At 59.1% G+C, this 1,939-nt stretch carries 2 pseudogenes; one reads left to right on the forward strand and one right to left on the reverse strand.

Features of this window, described 5'->3' with window-relative positions:
• Window positions 1-230 precede the first annotated feature (230 nt).
• Window positions 231-1,472: pseudogene (locus VZ95_RS19395) on the forward strand (IS3 family transposase).
• A 127-nt stretch (window positions 1,473-1,599) separates the two neighbouring features.
• On the opposite strand, the pseudogene VZ95_RS19400 reads toward VZ95_RS19395, so the two are convergent.
• Window positions 1,600-1,939, reverse strand: a pseudogene (locus VZ95_RS19400) (cyclic nucleotide-binding domain-containing protein); the annotation flags it as partial.

The following is a 1,939-nucleotide window of genomic DNA, read 5'->3' on the forward strand; positions in this document are numbered from 1 at the left end:
TTATATAAATCAGTATGTTATCGTAACTGAGCGTAGCCGGTGAAACCCAGGGAACTACGTTGACATCGTAGGGGTCACAGGTTCAATCCCTGTCGCGCCCACCATTTTCTGAAAATAGCTCAGAGACTTATAGGTGGACCGGAAAACGGCTGATAGCTGGGTTTCGTGACCTGCCTTGGGAAATTTCCTCCAGTTTGAAGTAGAGTCTGATCCCTTGAGAGGACGGGCTTATGAAGCGCAGCAGGTTCAGCGAAGAGCAGATCATCGGCATTCTGAAGGAACGGGAGGCCGGGGCGGTTACGGCGGATGTATGCCGCCGTCATGGGATATCGAACGCGACTTTTTACAAATGGAAAGCCAAGTACGGCGGTCTCGAGGTTTAGGAGGCGCGTCGGCTGAAGGCACTTGAGGACGAAAAACGCCCGGCTCAAGAAGCTTTTGGCGGAATCGATGCTGAACGAGGCCGGGTTACGCGATCTTCTTGGAAAAAAAAAATGGTAGGGCCCGCCGCCAAGCGAGAAGCTGTCGCCCATCTGCGAAATCGGTTCGAGATGAGCGAGCGTCGGGCCTGTGCGGTGATTGCGGCGGATCGCGCGATGATCCACTACCGCTCGATCCGGCCAGATGACAGGGCCTTGCGGGCACGGCTTCGCAGCCTTGCCCAAGAACGCCGCCGGTTTGGCTATCGGCGCTTGTTCATTCTGCTGCGTCGGGAGGGAGAGACTTCCGGGATTACACGCCTTTACCGGCTTTACCGCGAGGAAGGTTTGGCCGATGCGCTTTGCGCGTCAAACGCGCTGGCGGTTCGCAAGCGGCGGGCTCGGCGCAAAGCCATTGGCACCCGCGCCCCGATCCTGGTGGCGGCCCGGCCCAATGCCCGCGGGTCGCTCGATTTTGTTCACGACCAACTGGACAGCGGGCGGCGGTTTCGGGTGCTCAACATCGTCGATGATGTGACGCGGGAATGTTTGGCCGCGGTTCCCGACACGTCAATCTCCGGTCTGAGGGGCGCTCGCGAACTGACGGCGCTGGTGGCTCAGCGGGGAAAACCGGGGATGATTGTTTCCGATAATGGAACCGAACTAACCTCCAACGCCGTGCTGAAATGGGCTCAGGACACCAAGATCACATGGCACTACATCGCCCCCGGCAAACCGATGCAGAATGGGTACAGCGAGAGTTTGGCTTACGCCGGCCTACGGCTCAACGGCCGAATGCGGGACGAGTTGCTCAATGAAACCCTGTTCACCAGCATGGCTCAAGCGCGGGCCGTCATTGCCGCCTGGGTGGCCGATTATAACATCGTCCGACCGCATTCGGCGTTGGGGTACCAGACACCAGCAGCGCACGCGGCAAAACTCAAAGCAATGGGGCCAGTCTCTCCGCCCGTTCCGGGCTCCGAGCCCGGCCCCATTGCCGATACCGCACCAAACAACGTAACTTTACCCCAGGCTCTACTTTCAGCCGGATGAAAGTTCCAAGGCAGGTCAAAGGGGGCTCTTGAAAAATAACCCGGCCATCCCGACACCGGCAGATGGCCGAGGCCGCAGTAGCGGGATGGGCTTGGAAGTTGGGGCGAGCGGCCCCTCAACGGTTCACTTAGCCGTGCGCACCGAGACGGGCGAGTATCATCTCGAAGCGCTGCCCGGCTAGATGGACCGTATCGAGAAGCTGATCGTCGACCTCATCGTCATCCAGGCTGGCAAGATCCTTCCCGTCGCTCTTTTGGCCGAGTTGCTCGACGGTAGAGCGCATACGGGTGGCCATGAACAACGCAATCGCCCGATAAAAGCGCGCTGAGAAGGCCGTATCTTGCCCAAAGCGGCGAAGCAAAAGATCGTGGGGCACTTCCAAGCAAACGAGACCTTCCTGACATTGAACGGTTGCCGTGGCCGGGCGCTGGTCCACGAGTGAGATTTCTCCGACGATATCGCCAGCC

It is taken from the genome of Elstera litoralis, assembly GCF_000963705.1.
GTDB lineage: Bacteria > Pseudomonadota > Alphaproteobacteria > Elsterales > Elsteraceae > Elstera > Elstera litoralis.